This is a genomic window from Fusobacterium mortiferum ATCC 9817, from assembly GCF_000158195.2.
Lineage (GTDB): Bacteria > Fusobacteriota > Fusobacteriia > Fusobacteriales > Fusobacteriaceae > Fusobacterium_A > Fusobacterium_A mortiferum.
In genome coordinates, this window is the sequence record NZ_GL987994.1 from 49638 (window position 1) to 65920 (window position 16283).

Annotated in this window: 17 protein-coding genes; 16 read left to right on the top strand and 1 reads right to left on the bottom strand. The window is 29.4% G+C overall.

Translation table 11 applies throughout. The features are described from left to right. Positions 1–249: 249 nt before the first annotated feature. The 11 genes from FMAG_RS09875 to FMAG_RS09920 all read left to right on the top strand — a co-directional run bounded on the left by FMAG_RS09875 (position 250) and on the right by FMAG_RS09920 (position 9010). A complete protein-coding gene (locus tag FMAG_RS09875) occupies positions 250–624 on the top strand; it encodes a M15 family metallopeptidase domain-containing protein (protein WP_005886358.1) in 375 nt (124 codons plus the stop codon). Positions 625–628: 4 nt separating this feature from the next. After that, complete coding sequence (locus FMAG_RS09880; protein WP_005885837.1) at positions 629–811, top strand: hypothetical protein; 183 nt, start codon at positions 629–631, stop codon at positions 809–811. Positions 812–920: 109 nt separating this feature from the next. Continuing rightward, positions 921–1139: a hypothetical protein gene (locus FMAG_RS09885; protein ID WP_005886360.1), complete on the top strand. Its 219-nt coding sequence runs from the start codon at positions 921–923 to the stop codon at positions 1137–1139. 65 nt (positions 1140–1204) lie between these two features. Beyond that, complete coding sequence (locus FMAG_RS09890) at positions 1205–1474, top strand: MerR family transcriptional regulator (protein ID WP_005886361.1); 270 nt, start codon at positions 1205–1207, stop codon at positions 1472–1474. A 122-nt stretch (positions 1475–1596) separates the two neighbouring features. Next, positions 1597–3909, top strand: coding sequence for an autotransporter outer membrane beta-barrel domain-containing protein (locus FMAG_RS09895; RefSeq protein WP_005886362.1), 2313 nt, complete (start codon positions 1597–1599; stop codon positions 3907–3909). A 19-nt stretch (positions 3910–3928) separates the two neighbouring features. Next, positions 3929–4378, top strand: a complete 450-nt coding sequence (locus FMAG_RS09900; protein WP_005886363.1) for a hypothetical protein — start codon at positions 3929–3931, stop codon at positions 4376–4378. Between the two features lie 3 nt (positions 4379–4381). After that, the gene (locus tag FMAG_RS13875; RefSeq protein WP_005886364.1) at positions 4382–4531 is read left to right on the top strand and encodes a hypothetical protein; all 150 of its coding nucleotides are present in this window, start codon (positions 4382–4384) and stop codon (positions 4529–4531) included. Between the two features lie 58 nt (positions 4532–4589). Further along, complete coding sequence (locus FMAG_RS09905; RefSeq protein ID WP_005886365.1) at positions 4590–5066, top strand: YehS family protein; 477 nt, start codon at positions 4590–4592, stop codon at positions 5064–5066. Between the two features lie 12 nt (positions 5067–5078). Next, complete coding sequence (locus FMAG_RS09910; protein ID WP_005886367.1) at positions 5079–5282, top strand: hypothetical protein; 204 nt, start codon at positions 5079–5081, stop codon at positions 5280–5282. A 208-nt stretch (positions 5283–5490) separates the two neighbouring features. Beyond that, positions 5491–7419, top strand: a complete 1929-nt coding sequence (locus FMAG_RS09915; RefSeq protein ID WP_005886368.1) for a [FeFe] hydrogenase, group A — start codon at positions 5491–5493, stop codon at positions 7417–7419. Positions 7420–7609: 190 nt separating this feature from the next. Then, positions 7610–9010: an alanine/glycine:cation symporter family protein gene (locus tag FMAG_RS09920; protein ID WP_005886369.1), complete on the top strand. Its 1401-nt coding sequence runs from the start codon at positions 7610–7612 to the stop codon at positions 9008–9010. 72 nt (positions 9011–9082) lie between these two features. On the opposite strand, the gene FMAG_RS09925 is transcribed toward FMAG_RS09920, so the two are convergent. Continuing rightward, on the bottom strand, positions 9083–9961 hold the full coding sequence (locus tag FMAG_RS09925) for a mechanosensitive ion channel family protein (protein ID WP_005886370.1): 879 nt from the start codon (positions 9959–9961) through the stop codon (positions 9083–9085). 280 nt (positions 9962–10241) lie between these two features. On the opposite strand from FMAG_RS09925, the gene FMAG_RS09930 reads away from it, so the two are divergent. From FMAG_RS09930 to nrdD, 5 genes are all read left to right on the top strand, one after another. Further along, complete coding sequence (locus FMAG_RS09930; RefSeq protein WP_005886371.1) at positions 10242–11165, top strand: ABC transporter substrate-binding protein; 924 nt, start codon at positions 10242–10244, stop codon at positions 11163–11165. Between the two features lie 14 nt (positions 11166–11179). Then, positions 11180–12031: an ABC transporter permease gene (locus FMAG_RS09935; RefSeq protein WP_005886372.1), complete on the top strand. Its 852-nt coding sequence runs from the start codon at positions 11180–11182 to the stop codon at positions 12029–12031. Continuing rightward, positions 12024–12815, top strand: coding sequence for an ABC transporter ATP-binding protein (locus tag FMAG_RS09940; RefSeq protein ID WP_005886373.1), 792 nt, complete (start codon positions 12024–12026; stop codon positions 12813–12815). The genes FMAG_RS09935 and FMAG_RS09940 overlap by 8 nt, the downstream gene beginning before the upstream one ends. Before the next feature lie 158 nt (positions 12816–12973). After that, positions 12974–13819: a WYL domain-containing protein gene (locus FMAG_RS09945; RefSeq protein ID WP_005886374.1), complete on the top strand. Its 846-nt coding sequence runs from the start codon at positions 12974–12976 to the stop codon at positions 13817–13819. Between the two features lie 270 nt (positions 13820–14089). Next, positions 14090–16279 carry an anaerobic ribonucleoside-triphosphate reductase gene (nrdD, locus tag FMAG_RS09950; RefSeq protein ID WP_005886375.1) on the top strand — a complete coding sequence of 730 codons (2190 nt, stop codon included), beginning with the start codon at positions 14090–14092 and terminating at the stop codon, positions 16277–16279. Positions 16280–16283 lie beyond the last annotated feature (4 nt).

Genomic DNA, 16283 nt, shown 5'->3' on the forward strand with positions numbered 1-16283 from the left:
CCTATCCCCCTCGTTGCGTGTCTCAGAGCAGCAGCAGAAAAAGAACTAAAGGGATATCAAAGCTCATTGGCAACAATAGCAGAGAACAAGGAGATATTAGTGGCATTGGAAACTTATATATCAGAGCATCCTGAAGGAGTTTAGAAGTTATAAGAGTTATTTTATGAGGTAAGGAAGGGAGAAATTACTTGAAGTGTAGAGCAAAACTCACTTAGGGAATTTCTCCCTTTTGTTATGTAGGAGGGGTATATGAATAAGGCAAGTGTAAGGAGTAAGAAAAAATTAGAGGGAGTAGATAGTAGGTTAGTACTGTTGGTAGGATATGCTTTGGCAATATCTCCAGTGGATTTTTTTGTAAATGAGGGGGTAAGAAGTGAGAAAAAACAAAAGGAGTACTATAAGCAGGGAAAAAGTAAATGTGATGGGGTAGTAAATAGAAGTAAACATCAAGATGGAAAAGCAATAGATGTGTATTATGTAGGCTGGGAGAGTGATGATAGCTTAACAGATGACAGATGGTATATTTTGATAGAGAGTTTTAAAAAGGCTGGAAAGATGTTGGGATTGAAGTTAGAGTTTGGATATGACTGGGGTTGGGACAACCCACATATAGAGTTGAGGTGAGAGAATGGGAAAAGTATTAGATATGGTAATTAAATTTGTAAAGTATTTTATCTGTAAATGGTTTGCAACAAGAGTGATAGAAAGGATAGTGATACTATTACTAGAGGAACTAGTAAAAAGAACAGATAGTAAACTAGATGACAGAATCTATCAAGCAGTATTTGAAGAAGTAGAAAAGGAGGTATAGGAAAATAAAGTAACAAAAGTAATAGAAAAAGGGGGCTAAAAATGAAAAAGCATAGCTATATAAAGTATATGATGTGGATAGGGAAAAGGGCAAATGAGTGGGGGTAAGCATGGAGTATATAAAAATAATTAGTGGAGTTTTAGCAATATTTATAGGTTATCACAAATTTATACTCTCTCTGCTAGATAGAAAGATAGATAAAGAGATTTGGGAGAGGGAGAAAAAACTTTTAGAGAGATTGGAGGAGGAGAATAGAAGGAATATGTTAGATGGAATTAAGAGAATAGAGGAGAGGATGGTGAGAATAGAAGAAAAATTGATGAAATAATTCTTTTTTTGGAAAAATGTGGTATTATTAGAGTAGAGCGAAAATATTGTAGGGAGGAGATAACAATGAATACAGAAGCGTATATCTTAACAAAACTAAGCAATTTATCAGAAGAGGATGAATTATTAGCACAAGAGATTGAAAAAAGACTGGGTCCATGGTCAACTCCATTAGATGTGTCAAAGTACTTTAAAAGACATATTACAACAATTTATGACATGATTGACAACAATGAAATATATGGGAAAAAGATGAAGGGAAGAATAAGAATACTTTCTAGAAGTCTGGTATTAGCATTTGAAAAAAATAAGAACTATCTAGTAAAAACTAAATAGTTCCAATAGTAAAGAGATGATAAGGCGTCCTGACAAGATAACTTATCATCTTTTTTTATTTGGAAAAAATACGCCTTTTTGTTAAAAAGAGTATTTTTTATATCTTAAGGAGGGAGTTTATTATGAAAAGGGAATTAGAAAAGAGTCTAAAAAGATATTTGAAAAGAAAAATAAAAGTAACTTTGGGTTTATTAGTGACTTTTTTAATTACTGGACAAGTAGGATATTCGCTTAATCTTACTATGGATGAATATAATAATGAGCAGAATGTAATTATTAATGATAATTATATAAAAAATAATGAAAATACAAATTATCAATATATATTAGGAGTTATATTTGATAGTAGTGTGGAAATAAATAGCAAAGAGATAAATATTGTTAATAATTCCAATGGAGATGAGGTTAATAGAAAGGAAATTTCAACTATTGTAGTAAGTGAAAATTCACATTTAAAACTTGGAAATGAAGAAACAGAAAATATTAATTTAAAAGTTAATACAGATAAAGGTGTAGCTACAGGAATAGCAATGTATAATTTAGATGAAGCAGATAGAGGAGGAAGTTTAGAAATAAATGGAAAGAACTTTACTTTAGATGTTCATGCTAATGGAGAAGGAAGTAATAAATCTACTTATGGTATACTTGTTGGAACTAAACCAAATAAAGATGGAGAAAATTGTATAGTAGACATTAATTCTGAAAATACAGTAATAAACGTTACTAATGATAGTGGATTATCATATACTGCCAATGCTCTTACAGCATGGGGTGGGGGAACAATAAGACTTAACTCTGGAAATGTTAAAATAGATACAAATAAAAATAATGTAATTAATGTTAAAAGAAATTCTACTGTTGAAATAAATAAATATTCTCTCGATAAAGTAATACAATTAGATGGAAGTATTGTTTTTGAATGCGTAGATCCTAGTACAGATATAGATTCTGATGTAATAGTTAATTTAACTAATTCTAATTCATATTTAAACGGGAATATTTTAGTTACTAATCTTGTAGATGGACATTCAGGAACAGTAGATGGAATGAGATTAGGATTAAGTAATGGAGCAACATGGAGCACTACTGAAGAGGGAAGCTTTGTAAATTATCTTACTTTTAATGGTGGTATTATTAATAATAACTGGGATATTAATAATATCGGAAATATAAAGGGAGATAGAGACTATAGTATGAATATAGACAATATGACTGGTACAGGTGGAACTATTATTATGGATGCTACATATAATGAAGCTAGTGATTCATTTTCTTCAACAACTTTAGAGATAAAAGAAAAAGATAATAATACTAAATTAAATTTTGCATATGATGGAATAGATGCTGATAATATAGCTATAAATAATGCTCAAGAAACAGAAGATGCTTTAAATCAACTGGCAGGAAATATCTATATAGAGAATGGAGAGGTAAATAGTACTATTAATATAGATGAAGGACTATTGAATGGAGCTATAGTTGGAGATTTAGTTCAAGGAACTGGTGGAATGCAAGTTGAAAATATAAGAGTAGGTAGTCTAAGTAATACAGTTATGGGATTAAGAAACTTAGCAACTATAAACTTATTAACTTGGAGACAAGAATTTAGCTCATTTAGTCAAAGAATGGGAGAGTTGAGAGATAGTCAAGGAAATTCTGGTGTATGGGCAAGAGTATATGGTGGAGAGATAGAACAAGGTAGCAATTATGATAATAGTTATCAAACATATCAAGTTGGATACGATAAAGTTTATGATTATGCTGGTGGAAAGTTATTCTTAGGTTATTTATTTAGCTATACAGATGGAAATACTGACTATGATTTAGGAAGTGGAGAAAATAATTCCATTGGAGCAGGAGTATATGGATCATGGCTTAATAATTCTGGACACTATATTGATGTTGTAGCTAAATTAAGTCGTTTACACAATGATTATGATGTGTATAGTGAAAATAGAATGTATAATTCTAAAGGAGATTACACTAACTATGGAGTTTCTTTAGGTATTGAATATGGAAAGAGATTTGTTACAGATAATAAGTTCTTCATAGAGCCTAGTATTAGAATGGATTTAGGAAGAGTAGCAAATAAGAGCTATACAACAAGTACTGATGTAAGAGTAGAACAAGATACTTTATACACAGCTTTAGGGTCATTGGGAGCAAAAATAGGATATAATCTAGAGAAAGGTAACCTATATGCAAGAATATCTGGAGTTAAAGAGTTTGCTGGAGATATAGATACAACTTATACAAATAAATTAGGACAAACAAAAACATCAGTAGATTTAGAAGATGAATGGGTAGAATTTGGAATAGGTGGAAATTATAAAGTAGCAGAAAATGTAAATCTTTATTTAGATTTATCTAAAACAACAGAAGCTATGGTAGACACAAACTGGCAAGCTAATTTAGGATTTAGATGGGAATTATAAATAATTCGAAAAGGAATAGATGATAAGCCATAAAACACTTATCATCTATTTCTTTATATGGAGAAATAGTGGTATTGTAATAATGGGAAGAATGGAAAAAACATATATAAGAAAGAGGGAAAAGAAATATGCAATATATAGTTTATTTGATAAGAAGAGATTAACGAAATATTATGATAATATAGAAGAATTAGAAGAAAATGTATATATTGCTAAGGATGAAAAAACTGAAAAATATGCATTTTTAAGCTCTGGATTTTCTACAAAAACTGAATATAAAGAGATACATAAGGTATTAGATACAGAGATTAATGAGTATCTTTATATAGGAATTGTAGAAGAAGAAAGAATAGATATTTTAACAAAGATAGATAAAATAAATATAAAAGAGTTAAGCCAACAAGAACAAAACAAGCTAATTAATTTATTGTTAGAAATAAAAAATAGAAAAAGTAACTTTTTGGAGTAATTTATGAAAAAAGCAATAAAAAAATTTACAGATGAAAAACTAGATGGAAGATACTTAGCTTATTTAGATGAACATCTAATTGAAAGAGTAAGAATAATCTTGGTTCAAAATATTAGTTATCTATTTTTCCTTATACTATTAGTAATTATTTGACAATTAATAGTAAATAGAGTAAAATTATTTAAGAAAAAGGTATATTATAGGAGGAAAAATGGTAAACAATGATATATTAAGAAGAGTGAGATACGCTTTAAATATAAAAGATAGAACTATGCTAGATATATTTAAATATGGAGAAAATCCAATTACTCATGAAGAATTATTAAATCTTTTAAAAAGAGAGGGAGAAGAGGACTTCTTAAAATGTAGCAACAGAGTGTTAGAAGCATTTTTAGATGGATTGATTATTTTAAAAAGAGGAAAACAAGAGCCAAAAGATGGTAAAGAGTATACTCCAGTAAAGATAACTAAAAATAATATAAATAATATAATCTTAAAGAAATTAAAAATAGCACTTTCTTTAAAAAGTGATGATATGTTACAAATATTTAAACTTGCAGGATTAGAACTATCTTCTTCTGAATTAAGTGCAGTATTTAGAAAAGAGGACCATAAGAATTATAGAGAGTGTGGAGATAAATATATTAGAAATTTCTTAAAGGGATTAACTATTTATTATAGAGGATAAGAGGAGGATAAAATGGCAAGAACTTTAATTTTTAACATATTGTTAGTAATAACTTTTGAAGTTTTTATGTTTTTAAATGGACAAAAAAAATATAGGGGATATGTTACTTTAAAGCACTATGTTTTAACTTTAAAGATGCCACTTTATCAAAAGGTTTTGATGGGAAAAATTTTAGTTGTTTCTTTTCTAACAATTTTATTTCAAACATTGTTTTAAAAAAGAATTGGCTCATATTGTTATGAGTCTTTTTTTAATTTTTATGAAAAATTATTGTTCAGTATATGTAAAAAACAAAAAAAATACTTGAAATTTTATGTAATATTAGTTACAATAATACAGAGTATATAGTAAAGTATTATTTTACAAAGTTAAGTAAGTTTTAAAAATTAAGTAAGTTTTAAATGAAATTTTAATAGGAGGACAGATGTCAGACAAAGGATTTATTCTTCAAAGTTCATATGGTTCAGTTTTCTCAGTAGTAGAAGATTTAGAAGAGAAAGTAGTAGAGCAAAATAATGAAAAATTAGTAACAATAGCAGGTAGGGTAAACAACCCAGGAACTATTGAAATTCCAGAAAATTCAACTTTAAGAGATGTAATTGGATTAGTTGGTGGAATTAAAAATAAAAAGAATTTTAAAGCTGCTCAATTTGGACTTCCATTTGGAGGATTTTTAACAGCTGGAAGCTTAGATAAAGTTATAGATTTTTCTCTTTTCCCAGAAGGAGTAGAAAAAAATATAATTATTTTATCAGAAGAGGACTGTATAATTACTTTTGCTAAATTCTATGTAGAGTTTTTAATTGCTAAGGTAAAAAATAGTGAATATGAGCAATATTTCCAAGTAGAAAATGAGATAGAAAGAATTTGGAGAATATTAGATAGAATCTCTAAAGGTAAAGCAACAATGAGAGACGTTTACCTACTAAGATATCTATCAGATATAATCAAGACAAAATTAAACCAAAGACACAACCTAATTTTAGAAAGTATAGAGCAATTCTATGATGAGATAGAGGAGCATATTGAAGAGCATAGATGTCCAGCAGGAGAGTGTATCCATCTATTAAAATTTAGAATTACAGAAAAATGTATTGGATGTACAGCTTGTGCAAGAGTGTGTCCAGTAAAATGTATAGATGGAAAACTAAAAGAGAAGCACACAATAGATACTGACAGATGTACTCACTGTGGACAATGTGTTGCTGCTTGTCCAGTAGGAGCAATATTTGAAGGAGACCATACTTTAAATCTATTAAGAGACTTAGCAACTCCTAGAAAGAAAGTTGTTGTACAAGTAGCTCCAGCAGTAAGAGTAGCTATAGGAGAGGCTTTTGGATTTGAGCCAGGAACAAACGTTGAGAAGAAATTAGTAGGAGCTCTTAAAAAATTAGGAGTAGACTATGTATTTGATACAACTTGGGCAGCTGATATGACAATAATGGAAGAAGCAGCAGAGTTCCAAGAAAGATTAGAGAGATACTATAAAGGGGACGACACAGTAAAACTTCCAATACTAACTTCTTGTTGTCCAGCTTGGGTAAAATTTATCGAGCAAAACTATCCAGATATGATGGATGTACCATCTACAGCTAAATCGCCTATGGAGATATTCTCTACAATAGCGAAAGATATCTGGGCAAAAGAGCAAGGATTTAGAAGAGAAGAGATAGCTTCAGTTGCTATTATGCCTTGTCTTGCTAAAAAATATGAAGCAGCTAGACCAGAGTTCTCAAGAGGAGATAACTATGATACTGACTATGTAATCTCTACTAGAGAGTTAATTAAGATATTTAAAGAATCTGGAATAGATTTAAATAATGTTGAAGAGATGGAATTTGATAATCCATTAGGACAATATTCAGGAGCAGGAATAATCTTCGGAAGAACAGGAGGAGTTATTGAAGCTGCTACTAGAACAACTGTTGAGATGATTACAGGAACTCATTTAGATAACATAGAGTTTAATGAGTTAAGAGGTTGGGATGGATTCAGAGTTGCTGAATTAACAATAGGACATATTGAACTTAGAATTGGAGTTGCTCATGGATTAGAAGAGGCAGCAAAAATGCTAGATAAGATAAGAGCTGGAGAAGAGTTCTTCCATGCTATTGAGATAATGGCATGTAAAGGTGGATGTATCGGTGGTGGAGGACAACCAAAAGCACTGAAAAAACAAATCACTTTAGAGAAGAGAGCAGAAGGATTAAATAATATAGATAGAGGATTAGAGATAAGAAGATCTCATGAAAATCCATATGTAAAAGCTATGTATGAAAAATACTTAGATTATCCATTAAGCCACAAAGCACATGAGCTATTACATACAAAATATTTCCCAAAAATAAAATAATTTAAGATTTATTAGGAGCTATTGAAGAGATAGCTCCTATTTTTTTATTAAAAAATTACTCTAAATAAAAACATATAAAATTTATATATATAATTTTGAAAAAACATTGATAAAAATGATTGACATATTTTGTAAAAAAGTTTATCATATATGGAGATAAGTATTTATAAAAATTATTAGGAGGAGATTTGTGGAGCTGATACTAAATTTTTTTTATGGACTAAATAATTTTCTATGGTCTTATGTATTAATTATTATGCTAGTAGGATTAGGATTATATTTTACTGCTAGAACAGGTTTTGTACAATTTAGAATGTTAAAGGATATGTTTTTATTATTAGGAGAGGGAGCTGTAAAAGGAAAAGAGGGACACAATGGAATATCATCTTTCCAAGCTTTCTGTATTTCAACTGCATCAAGAGTAGGAACAGGAAACTTAGCTGGAGTAGCCATTGCTATTTCAATCGGAGGACCTGGAGCAGTATTTTGGATGTGGGTTATGGCAATTATTGGAGCAAGTTCAAGTTTTATAGAGAGTACACTTGCTCAAATATATAAAGAGAAAGAGGGAGACCACTTCAGAGGAGGACCAGCTTACTATATGGAAAAAGCTCTTGGTCAAAAATGGATGGGAGTACTTTTTTCAATAATTATCTCTATTGTTTTTGGACTTATTTTTAACTCTGTACAAGCTAATACAATAACTTTAGCTTTTGAAAAAGCTTTCTCAATAGATAGAACAATATTAGGAGTTATTTTATCAGTGATGACAGCAGTTATTATTTTTGGTGGAGTAAAGAGAATTGCTCAATTTGTTGAGTATATAGTTCCAATAATGGCTGTAGCTTATGTAATAGTAGCTTTAATAGTAATAGTAAAAAATTTCAACCATATACCTGCTGTATTTTCTCAAATAATAAGTGGAGCTTTTGGATTTAATCAAGCTGTAGGTGGAGGAATAGGAGCAGTAATTATGCAAGGAGTAAAGAGAGGGCTTTTCTCTAACGAAGCTGGAATGGGAAGTGCTCCAAATGCTGCTGCAACTGCTAATGTATCTCACCCTGTAAAACAAGGACTTATCCAAACTTTAGGAGTATTTACTGATACATTATTGATATGTTCTGCTACTGCTTTTATTATTCTTATCTCTGGTGAGAGATTAAAAGGAGTTTCAGATGGAATACAACTTACTCAAGATGCTCTTGTATCTGAAGTGGGAAGTTGGGGAGCAATATTTATAGCTGTGTGTATATTTATGTTTGCTTTTTCTTCTGTAATTGGAAACTACTACTATGGAGAAGCTAATATAGAGTTTTTAAATGGAAATAAAGTATGGCTTAATGCTTATAGAGTATGTGTAGTTGGAATGGTAATGTTTGGAAGTTTAGCTAAAATTCAAGTGGTTTGGGATATGGCAGATCTATTTATGGGAATTATGGCTGTAATCAACTTGATAGCTATTGGACTTTTAGGTAAAATTTCAATAGAAGCTTTAAAAGATTATAGAGCTCAAAAAGCTCAAGGATTAGATCCGAAATTTAGAAAATCTTCTATTCCTGGTTTAAAAAATGTAGAGTGTTGGGAAGATTAAGAAAAAATTAATAAAAGAGGCTGTTGTAATTTAAGAATTTGCAATAGCCTCTTTTAATATTTAAATAAAAAATTATTTTGGGATATGAACTGAAGAATCTTGTGTAATAATGATATCCATTTTATTTGTAGGAAGTTTAATATCATTTTCAGCTAAATAATCTTTTAAATTATTCATTACTTCCCAATAAACTTGCCAATAATTTTCATTTTTAGTCCAACCTTTTAGAGCAATATTAATAAATCCCTCTTCATATGACTCCACATGAGAGAATATAGGTGGGTCATTTATTACAAGAGGATTATCTCTAAGAAGTTTTTCTAAAGCTTCTCTTGCTGCTTTTATATTGCAGTCATAAGATACTCTAATAACAAATTTTAATCTTCTAATTGGTATTTTAGTATAGTTAATAATTTTATCAGATATTATTACTCCATTAGGAACTATAATTAAATCGCTGTTATAGGTTCTAATTGATGTGGAGAATACATCAATCTCATATATAAACCCTATCTCTCCATTGATATTAACTTCATCTCCAACTTTATAAGCCTTAAATATAAGAATGATTATTCCAGCTGCTAGATTAGAAAGATTATCTTTTAAGGCTAATCCTATACCTATTCCTAAAGTACCAAAAAGTGCTGCTAAGCTACTTCCCTTTATTCCTAATATTAAAAGACAGATTGTAATTAGAAAAAGATGTATACCAATATTTAAAATAGATTTGATGAAACTTTTTAAAGATTGATTTCTAATAAGTTCCTCTTTATTTTTAGAAAGTAAAGGAGATAATTTTTTTATAATCCTAGTGGCAATATAATAGACTAAAATACAAGCAATTAGTTTTATTATAAAAATAATAAAATCTACAAAAAAATTAAGTAAAAGCTGTTTTTCTAAAATTTTTCTTAAAATCTCTCCAGTAAATAAGTTAATGTGTTCTATCATCAATTCAACTCCTTTTTTAGCTAAGAGTATTATACTAAAAAAATAAATTTTGTAAAGAAAATCTTAAAAAAATAAAATTATATAGAGAGAAATGGAGTAAAATCGAATTTTAATAAGATAACTACGAACAAAAAATTAAAACTTATTTATTAAAAAATGTAGAAAAATTAAGGGGTTTTATTTTCAGTGAGGAACAAATAATAAAAATAATTGTTATCTACACAAAAAAAGATTTTAGTAGTATTATAAATCTATAAATAAGACATCAGGGGGGATCAAAATGAAAAAACTAGCAATGGCATTATTATTACTTTCAACAATGGTTATGGGAAAAGAGATAAAAGAACCTAAAAATATAGAAATAGGAGTTACACAGATAATGGAGCATCCAGCTTTAGACTCTGCAAGAGTAGGATTTGAAAAAGCTCTAAAGGATAATGGATATGGAGATGTAAAAATAGATTATCAAAATGCTCAAGGAGATTTTGGAACAGCACAGATGATAGCTAATTCATTTGCACAAGGTAAAAAGGATTTAATCTATGCTATATCTACACCAAGTGCTCAAGCAGCTTATAATGTAACTAAAAAGATACCAATAGTTATTACAGCAGTAACAGATGTAAAGGCAGCTGGACTTGTAGGAGATAATATTACAGGAACAAGTGATGCTACATCAATATACAAACAATTAGAAACTATCACTAAGATATTACCAAAGGCTAAAAAAGTTGGAATAATCTATAACACAAGTGAACAAAACTCTCAAGTACAAGTAGCAAGTGCTAAAGAGGAAAGCAAAAAGCTTGGATTAGAAATAATAGAAACAGGAGTAACAAATGTAAATGATATGGCTATGGGGCTTGACTCATTACTTGATAAGGTAGATGTGCTATACACACCAACAGATAACTTAGTAGTTTCAGCTACACCACTTGTATTAGATAAAGCTAATAGAAAAAATGTACCAGTAGTTGGTTGTATTGAAGACCAAGTGGCACAAGGTGCTTTAATAACTGACACTATTGATTATGAAAAATTAGGATATCAAACTGGAGAGATGGCAATAAGAGTTTTAAAAGGAGAGGAGCCAAAAAATATGCCAGTTGAAACTTTAAAAAATACTCAACTTATAGTAAATAAAAAAGCAGCAGAGAAATATGGAATAGATTTAGGAGCTTTAGAGGGAGCTAAGTTGTATTAAGAGAGGTAAGAGAGATGTTATTAGGAACTATTGAACAGAGTTTTATATTTGCAATAATGGTATTAGGAGTCTATATATCATATAAGATATTGGATTTCCCAGATATGACAGTAGATGGAAGTTTTCCATTAGGGGCAGCTGTAAGTGCTGCACTTATAGTAAAAGGAGTAAATCCATTAATAGCTTTAGTTGTAGCTATGTTAGCTGGAGCAGTAGCTGGACTTATAACAGGTATGATTCATGTAAAATTAAAAGTGACTAATCTACTTGCTGGAATTATAGTAATGACAGGATTATACAGTGTAAATTTAAGAATAATGGGAAAATCAAATATACCACTATTTATGTCAAAACATCTATTCAATGGAACTGTATCAGCAATAGTAGTTGTAGTTATTTTTCTACTAATAGTAAAATTAGCAATAGATTTTTTACTTAAAACAAAATTTGGATTTGTACTAAAAGCTTTAGGAGATAATGAGAGCTTAGTAACAGCTCTAGGGCTTGATGGAAACAAATTAAAACTTTATGGACTTATGATAGCTAATAGTTTAGTAGCTCTTTCTGGTGGAATACTTGCTCAATATCAAGGATTTGCTGATGTGGGAATGGGAACAGGAACTATCATTACAGGTCTTGCTTCTATAATAATAGGAGAGGCAGTAATAGGAAAGAAAAAAATTATAAAAGCTACTACAATGGTAATAATAGGAACTGTAATATATAGAGCAATAATAGCTCTATCATTAAAATTGGGAATGAATGCTAGTGATTTAAAACTTATAACATCTATATTAGTAGTAATTATTATATATTTAAAACTAAAAAAAGAATCATTGAAAAAAGGAGGAGTTGTAAATGCTTAATATAAATTCTATTGAAAAAAGCTTTGTTACTGAATTAGGGACAGTGAAAAAAGTATTTAGAGGTTTAAATCTTCAAGTGGAGAAAGGAGATTTTATCTCTATAATAGGAAGTAATGGAGCAGGAAAATCAACTCTTCTAGATACAATAACTGGAAATGTAGTAGTAGATAGTGGAAGTATTGATATAGATGGTAGAGATATTACAAAACTACCTAAATATAAAAGAGGAAGTTTCATCTCTAAAGTTTATCAAAATCCATCTATGGGAACAGCTCCATCAATGACAGTATTTGAAAATCTTTCTATGGCAGATAATAAAGGAAAAAGATTTGGATTTACTATGGGACTTAATAAAAAGAGAAAAGAGTATTATAGAGAGCTTTTAAAAGAGCTTGATTTAGGAATAGAAAATCAAATGGATACAGAGGTAGGTTCTCTATCTGGTGGACAAAGACAATGTCTTGCTCTTATAATGGCTACTCTTAATAAACCAGAGATACTACTATTAGATGAGCATACAGCAGCTCTTGACCCTAAGACTTCTAAAATTATAATGGATAAGACAAAAGAGATAGTAGAAAAAAATCAAATCTCTACACTTATGATAACTCATAATTTACAAGATGCTATAAACTATGGAAATAGACTTATAATGTTACACAATGGAGAGGTAATCATTGATATCAAAGGAGAGGAGAAGAAAAAACTTACTCCTGAGAAACTTTTAAAAATCTTTAATAATAGAGAAGCCTATCTAAAAGATAGTGAACTTTTCTCAGCATAGCTATATAAAACATTAAAATAGATGTAATATTAACTTAGGAAAATATTACAAAGGAAGATTGAATTAAAATTAGAAACTAGATTTCTATTAATTCAATCTTTTTTATTTGTGAAAATTATGATATAATAGAAAAATAGTATTGGAATGGGGGAAAAACTATGAAGAAGATAAGGGTAACTGTTCCAGAGGATATATGGCGTCTTATGAAAAATGATACAGAGGAATTTGGTATCAATAATAATAAACTATGTAATTATATTCTAGAAAGATTTAAATATAATAAAAAAATGGAAGTAGAGAAACTTCTTGAAACTCAAGGGCGTCCTCTGAAAAAGATTATACAATTTGATTTAAATGTTTCAAATAGGGAGATATACTATGATGTTTTAAAAGCTAATGAAGTAGATATAGAGGCTGAATATTTTAGAGAGCTATTTGAACTATATACTTCAAAATTTAAATATCAAAGGGAGCTTTTTATATTTGAAGACAGAGTAAAAGCTATATTAGAAGCGATTAAAGAAAAAAAGAAAATAAAGATAAAATATTTAAAGAGAGTTTTTAGTGTAGAGCCGTACTTTATTAAAAGAGAGGAAAGAGGAGATGAAAACTTTCTCTTTTGCTACGATGAGGAAAAAAAAGAGTATGCTAACTTTAAATTAAAAGAGTTGGAAATAGTTTCTATTTTAGAAGAAAAGATAAAAGGTAAGGATAAAAAATATATAGAGAATATGAGAAAAAACTTTGACCCTTTCTTAGGAAATGGAAATATTGTTAAAGTAAGGCTTACAGAAGAGGGAGAAAGCCTTTTAAAAAGTTTGACTAACTATCGTCCAAAACTTGTAAAGAAAGAGGGACATATCTGTTATTTTGAGGTAGCTAATGAAAATGCTAAACTCTATTTTAGACAGTTTTCTAAAGAGGCAGAGATTTTAGAACCAAAGCAGTTACGTGAAGAGATAAGAAAAGAGTATTTAGAGATACTTGAATTATATAAAGATTAATTTTTTAATGAAAAAGACAATTTATTGAAAAAATTATTAAATTTTTATAAAAAATTTGAGAAAAAATCTTCTATTATATATATCTTATATTTGACAAAGGATAAAAAAAATTTCTGAGGCTCTCAAATCAAAAATAAGAGGAAAAAGAAGTCTTAGCACTATATAGTGTTAGGATTTTTTTTGTTTACCACTATATATTGTATATATTTTTCTTTTTACTTAAAAGGTTGTATAATAGTTTAGGTAAAAAAATGAGTGAGGTTGATATAGATGAAAGAAGTTATAAAAAGAGATGGGGCTATTGTAGAGTTTGATAGAGATAGAATAGTAAGAGCTATGACAATGGCTTTCAAGCAAAGTTCTGGAACTGTAAATAACGAACTTGTTGAAAAAATAACAACACAGATAGAAAACATGGATAATAAAAGAATGCACGTAGAGGATATACAAGATATAGTTGTAAAAAAACTTATGGCTTCTAGTGAAAAAGATATAGCAATAGCTTATCAAAGTTATAGAGCAATTAAAACTGAGATAAGAAATAAGGAAAAAGGAATCTATAAAAATATAGCTGAACTAGTAGATGCTTCTAATGAAGATATATTAAGTGAAAATGCTAATAAAGATGCTAAAACAATATCAGTACAAAGAGATTTATTAGCAGGAATATCTTCAAAGGATTACTACTTAAATAAAATTTTACCTAAGCACTTAAAGAAAGCTCATGAAACAGGAGAGATTCATATTCACGATTTGGATTATCTTCTATTTAAAGAGACTAACTGTGAATTAGTACATATAGAGAGAATGTTAAAAGGTGGTTGTAACATAGGAAATGCAAAGATGTTAGAACCAAATTCTGTAGATGTAGCAGTAGGACATATAGTACAGATTATAGCTTCTGTTTCATCTAATACATATGGAGGATGTTCTATTCCATATTTAGATAGAGCTTTAGTTCCATATATTAAAAAAAGTTTTAAAAAGCATTTTACTAAAGGTTTAAAATATGTAGAAAGAGTAGATGAAGCTACGATAAAAGAGATAATAGATAGAGGAAATATAGAGTACTCTAATATGGAGTTAAAGGAAAAATATCCATTGGCATATGAGTATAGTTGTGATTTAACAAGAGAGTCTGTAAAACAAGCTATGCAAGGATTGGAATATGAGATAAACTCTCTTTCAACTGTAAATGGACAAACACCTTTTACAACAATAGGTATAGGAACAGAAACTTCTTGGGAAGGAAGACTTGTACAAGAGTTTGTATTTAGAACTAGAATGGAAGGGTTTGGAGCTAAAAAAGAGACTGCAATATTTCCTAAGATAGTATATGCTATGTGTGAAGGGCTAAATATGAATGAGGAAGACCCTAACTGGGATATAGCACAACTTGGATTTGAGTGTATGACAAAATCTATCTATCCAGATATTTTGTTTATAACTAAAGAGCAACTAGAAAAGGGAACAGTTGTTTATCCTATGGGATGTAGAGCTTTCCTATCTCCTTGGTTTGATGAAAAAGGAGAGGAAATTTACTCTGGAAGATTTAATATAGGAGCTACAACTATTAATCTTCCTAGAATAGCTATAAAAAATAGAGGAGATGAAGCAGGATTTTATAAAGAGCTAGATAGAGTGATGGAGATGTGTAAAGAAAACTCTGTATTTAGAGCTCACTACTTAGAAAAAACTCAAGCTGAAATGGCACCAATTTTATGGCAATCTGGAGCATTAGCAGAGAAACAACCTAAAGAAACAATAAAAGATTTAATCTGGGGAGGATATGCTACTGTTTCTATTGGATATATAGGACTTAGTGAAGTATCTCAACTTCTTTATGGAGAAGATTTTGCTTATAATGAAGAGATCTATGAAAAAACATTTAATATCTTAAAATATATATCTGAAAAAGTAGCTCAATTTAAAGCTGAAACAAATTTAGGATTTGCACTATATGGAACTCCATCTGAATCACTTTGTGATAGATTTGCAAGAATAGATAGAGAGGAGTTTGGAGATATAGAAGGAATTACAGATAAAGGATATTATGATAACTCATTCCATGTATCTTCTCATATTAATATCAATCCATTTGAAAAATTGAGATTAGAGGCTTTAGGACATCAATATTCTAAGGGTGGGCATATCAGTTATATAGAAACAGACTCTTTAAAAAATAATTTAGAAGCAATAATAGAGATATTAAGATATGCAAAAGAGATAGGAATACACTATATGGGAATAAATCAACCAGTTGATAAATGCCATGTATGTGGATTTAAAGGAGAGTTTTTAGCTACTGAGAGAGGATTTGAATGCCCACAATGTGGAAATCATGAGAATGATAAGATGAGTGTAATAAGAAGAGTATGTGGATATTTGAGTCAACCAAATGCAAGACCATTTAATAAAGGAAAACAAAAAGAGATAATAAGTAGAGTAAAACATAACTAGGAGA